General features: G+C 64.8%; 4 protein-coding genes. 1 reads left to right on the forward strand and 3 read right to left on the reverse strand.

Translation table 11 applies throughout. The features are described 5' to 3' along the window. Positions 1-961, reverse strand: a 961-nt coding sequence (locus ABR948_RS28635; RefSeq protein ID WP_428124528.1) for a gamma-glutamyltransferase, incomplete at its 3' end; no start/stop codon positions are given. Between the two features lie 140 nt (positions 962-1,101). Here ABR948_RS28635 and ABR948_RS28640 point away from each other — a divergent pair. Next, entirely contained in the window at positions 1,102-2,496 is a 1,395-nt protein-coding gene (locus ABR948_RS28640; protein WP_428124530.1) for an MFS transporter, read from the forward strand. On the opposite strand, the gene ABR948_RS28645 is transcribed toward ABR948_RS28640, so the two are convergent. Together ABR948_RS28645 and ABR948_RS28650 are read right to left on the reverse strand one after the other, a co-directional pair. Further along, positions 2,493-3,479 carry a PDR/VanB family oxidoreductase gene (locus tag ABR948_RS28645; protein ID WP_428124532.1) on the reverse strand — a complete coding sequence of 329 codons (987 nt, stop codon included), beginning with the start codon at positions 3,477-3,479 and terminating at the stop codon, positions 2,493-2,495. The genes ABR948_RS28640 and ABR948_RS28645 overlap by 4 nt on opposite strands. A 15-nt stretch (positions 3,480-3,494) precedes the next feature. Continuing rightward, positions 3,495-4,250 carry a GntR family transcriptional regulator gene (locus ABR948_RS28650; RefSeq protein WP_428124534.1) on the reverse strand — a complete coding sequence of 252 codons (756 nt, stop codon included), beginning with the start codon at positions 4,248-4,250 and terminating at the stop codon, positions 3,495-3,497. Between the last annotated feature and the right edge of the window lie 19 nt (positions 4,251-4,269).

The following is a 4,269-nucleotide window of genomic DNA, read 5'->3' on the forward strand; positions in this document are numbered from 1 at the left end:
CCTGCTTCATCTCGCCGATCGGGAAGCCTTCGAGGATATTGAGCATCTCCAGCAACACGATGCCGCCGGACGATGGCAGCGGCATCGAGACGATGTCGTAGCCGCGATAGTGGCCTTGCACCGGCGCGCGGATGGTCGCGACATAGGATTTGAGATCGTCCGGCGTCATGATGCCGCCGGCGTCGCGGACCGCTTTCGCCAGCTTCTCCGCGACCGGTCCTTGATAGAACCCGCGCGGCCCCTGCTCGGCGATCGCCGTAAGCGTCGCCGCGAGATCGCTCTGAACCAGCCGGTCGCCTTCGCGCAGCGAGGTGCCGTCGGCATGCGAAAAGATTTTCGCCGTCGACGGCCAGTGCGCCAGCCGGCGGTATATTCCGGGCAAGGTGTCGGCCATGTCGTCGGCCAGCACAATGCCGTCGCGCGCCAGATCGATCGCGGGTTTCAAGAGATCGGCCAGCGTAAATTGGCCCGAGCCGTATTTCTCCAGCGCCAGCGCCAGGCCCGCGACCGTGCCGGGCACGCCGATGCCGAGCGCGGAATCGCGCGATTTCGCAATGTCGGGTTTGCCGTCGGGCCCGAGAAAAATTCCCGGCATCGTCGCACCCGGCGCAGTTTCGCGGTAATCGATGGCAACGTCCTCGCCGCGCTCCGCCGAATGGATCACCATGAAGCCGCCGCCGCCGATGTTGCCGGCGCGCGGATAGGTCACGGCCATCGCGAAACCGGTGGCGACCGCCGCGTCAACCGCGTTGCCGCCCTGCCGCAGCACGTCGGCGCCGATGCGCGCGGCGATCTTTTCCTGCGCCACCACCATTCCGTGTTCGGCGGAAACGGCATGGATGGTGTCCGGCGCGGCCGGCGTGTACACACCGCGCTCCTGCGCGAAGGCGGGAACGCAAAACGCGGCAACGAGCATGGTGGCCGCAACGATTCCGCGCCGTTCGGCTTGAAATAGAGTCATCAAACTTCCGCCCGGGTTGAGGCCAATCTGGCGTCGGCGAATTCGTGAACGTCCGTCGCAGGCGAATCCTATATGGGTTCCCCTGCCCAGGGCAAAGCGCCTCCTCGTGATGGCAGGGATATTTAAAGGATATTTCGAGCATGGCGGTGATCGCTTCGGACGCACGCATGGCCGGCATCGGAGGGAGCTATCCCCCGCGATCCGCCGTCATCAGCTGGATTTTCTTCGACTGGGCGGCGCAGCCCTATTTCACGCTGATCACGACCTTCGTGTTTGCCCCTTATTTCGCCACCCATGTAGCCGCCGACCCCGCCAGTGGACAATCGCTGTGGGGCTTTGCCACGGCGACGGCGGGACTGGTGATCGCGCTGATGTCGCCGGTGCTGGGCGCGATCGCGGATGCCAGCGGCCGGCGCAAGCCGTGGATCGCCGCATTCGGCGCGCTTTTGGCGATCGGCGCCTCGCTGATGTGGTTCGGCAGGCCCGCCGACCCCAGCGTGATTCCGCCGTTGCTGCTGGCCTATGCGATCGCCACGATCGGCGTCGAATTCGCTACCGTGTTCAACAATGCGATGATGCCGACGCTGGTGCCGCCGGACCGGATCGGAAGCCTGTCCGGCACCGGCTGGGCTACCGGCTATGCCGGCGGCATCTTGAGCCTGATCCTGGTGCTCGGCTTTCTTGCCGCAAGTCCCGAGACTGGGCGCACGCTGTTCGGGTTCACCCCCTTGTTCGGCCTCGATCCCGTCAGCCATCAGGGCGACCGCATCACCGGTCCCCTGACCGGCATCTGGTTCGTCATCTTCGTGCTGCCGATGTTTTTGCTGACGCCGGATTATCCGAGCAAGCGCCCGATGAGCGGGGCGCTGCGCCAAGGACTATCGGACCTGCGGCGAACGCTGCTCGAATTGCCGAAGCAGAAATCGCTGGCGGCGTTTCTGCTCGCCAACATGATCTACACCGACGGCCTGGTGTCGCTGTTCGCATTTGGCGGCATCTACGCGGCCGGCACGTTCGGCTGGAACACGATCCAGATCGGCACCTTCGGCATTCTGCTGGCGATCGCGGGCACCTTCGGCGCGTGGCTCGGCGGCAAGCTCGATGACAGGCTGGGGCCCAAGCGCGTGATCGCGGGCAGCATGTTGATCCTGTTGCTCGCCATCGCTGCGATTTTGCTGGTGGACAAGGATTCGATCCTGTTCATCAAGGTCGCAGCCCCGCTACCGGGTGGCGCGCTGTTTTCCGGCGTCACCGAACGCGCTTACCTGGTGCTGGGATGCCTGATCGGCGCGGCCGGCGGCCCGCTGCAGGCGGCGTCGCGCACGCTGTTGATCCGGATGGCGCCGAAAGATCGCATCGCGCAATATTTCGGGCTGTTCGCCCTGACCGGAAAAGTCACGTCCTTCATCGGACCGCTGCTGATCGGCGTCATCACCGCGGTGACCGAGAGCCAGAAGGCCGGCATGGCGGTGCTGGTGCTGTTTTTCGTCGCGGGCCTGGCGCTGCTGGGAAGGGTGCGGGAGAGCCGAATCTAGCTCCGGCTGATGTCGTTCAGATAGAGTGTATTCACGGTGATCGCGCCGACGGCGCGCGAAACACAGGGACAGATCTTGCGATTGGTCTGTTTCTGATGATCGCTGAAGAACACGTCGCGATGATCAATCTGGCCGTCCACGGCGACGACGTCGATCGCGCAGACGCCGCATTCGCCGCGCTGGCAGTCCGACATCACCTCATAGCCAGCCTCGTTGAGCGCATCCAGCATCGACCTGTTGTCGGGCACCATGATTTCCCGGCCTGAATTTTCGATCCGGACCCGGAATGATGCCGTCGGCAACAGACCGCTCGAGCCGAAGGTCTCGTATCGCAGGTCGGTCGGCGGGCGTGCGGCCGCCGCCCAGCGACGCCGCGCCGCTTCGAGAAGGCGCATCGGGCCGCATATAATCGTCGCCGCATCCGGCGGCAGACCGGCGAAGGTGTCGTCGAGGTCGATGCGCTGGCCTTCGTCGCCAGCATGGACGATCAGGCGATCGCCGAGCAGTTCAGACAGTTCGTCGAGAAACGCGGCGTCATCGCGCGACTTGACGGCATAATGAAGCCTGACGTCGGCGTTGCGGCGCATCAATGCAGCGGCAATGCCGAAGATCGGCGTGATGCCGATCCCGCCCGCGATCAGACAATAGGATGATCGCGACCAGTCGATCTCGAGCAGCGAGGCCGGGCTCGAGACCTCGACGCGCGCGCCCGGCTTCAGCGTCCACATATAGCGTGAGCCGCCGCGGCTGTCGGGCGCACGCCGAACCGCGATCCGGTAGCCATCGGGGCTGAAATCGCCGACCAGCGAATAACAACGTGTCTCCGGCCGTCCATCGATCAACACGCCGATAGTGACATGACTGCCGATCGGGTAGTTCTCGATACCCGTCCCCTCGGGACGCAGCACGATTTCGCGAATCGCGGGCGTTACATCGCGGGTGCTGCGAACGCTGCACGTGGTCCATGTGTGGGCAAATCGCATGATGTCCTCGTGGCCCTATTCGCTCACGGGCGAGCGTATCAGCGCCAGCGCCGGCAACAGATCCAGATGGGTTCGATTGCGCAGCGCCAGCCGCAGGTTTCGTGCGGCCAGGCGCGCATGTTCGCGCATGACCGCCTCCGCGCGCGCCCCTTCCCGATTTTCAATCGCGTCAACCACGATGCGGTGATGGTCCTGTCCGATGATCAGGATCTGATGCGCTTCCGGCAGCACGGATTGGGCCATCACGAAGCCGCTGGGAGATGCGAACGGCAGCGCGGAGGCGCGGTCGATTTGCCGGATCAACGGCGCGCTGTGCGACAATTCTGTCAGCAGGGCATGAAAGCGGGCGTTCATCGTGACATAGGACGAAAACACTTCCACCGAGACCGGAACCTGCGTGACCAGTCTGTCCAGCTCGGCCAGACATTCTTTTAGCGGTTCAAGATCGCGCGCCGATACGCCTCGCTCGGCCGCGAACCTGGCGGCAAGACCTTCGAGCACCCCGCGAAGTTCGATCGAGTCGAGGATATCGCGTTCCGAAAACGCCTTCACCATGAACCCGCCGGGAGGTATCGCCTCCAGCAGGCCCTCCTCCTCGAGCCGGACCAGCGCCATGCGCACCGGTGTTCGCGATGCGCCGGTGGTCTCGACCGCCTGCAGTTCGGAAATCCGCTCGCCGGGCCGCAGCCGGCCCGACAGGATCAGGTCGCGCAGCGCGAGCTGGGCGCGCACCGTCTGCGATACCGCGCGGTCGGGGTCGCGATCGCTCATGGGTTACTCCGCGGCCTGC

Origin of the sequence: Bradyrhizobium sp., from assembly GCF_050014615.1 — a bacterium.
GTDB lineage: Bacteria > Pseudomonadota > Alphaproteobacteria > Rhizobiales > Xanthobacteraceae > Bradyrhizobium.

What these genes read in the sequence shown, in the direction of transcription:
- ABR948_RS28640 (WP_428124530.1), top strand. Translation starts at nt 1,102, where the DNA reads ATGGCGGTGATCGCTTCGGACGCACGCATGGCCGGCATCGGAGGGAGC.
- ABR948_RS28645 (WP_428124532.1), bottom strand. Translation starts at nt 3,479, where the DNA reads ATGCGATTTGCCCACACATGGACCACGTGCAGCGTTCGCAGCACCCGC.
- ABR948_RS28650 (WP_428124534.1), bottom strand. Translation starts at nt 4,250, where the DNA reads ATGAGCGATCGCGACCCCGACCGCGCGGTATCGCAGACGGTGCGCGCC.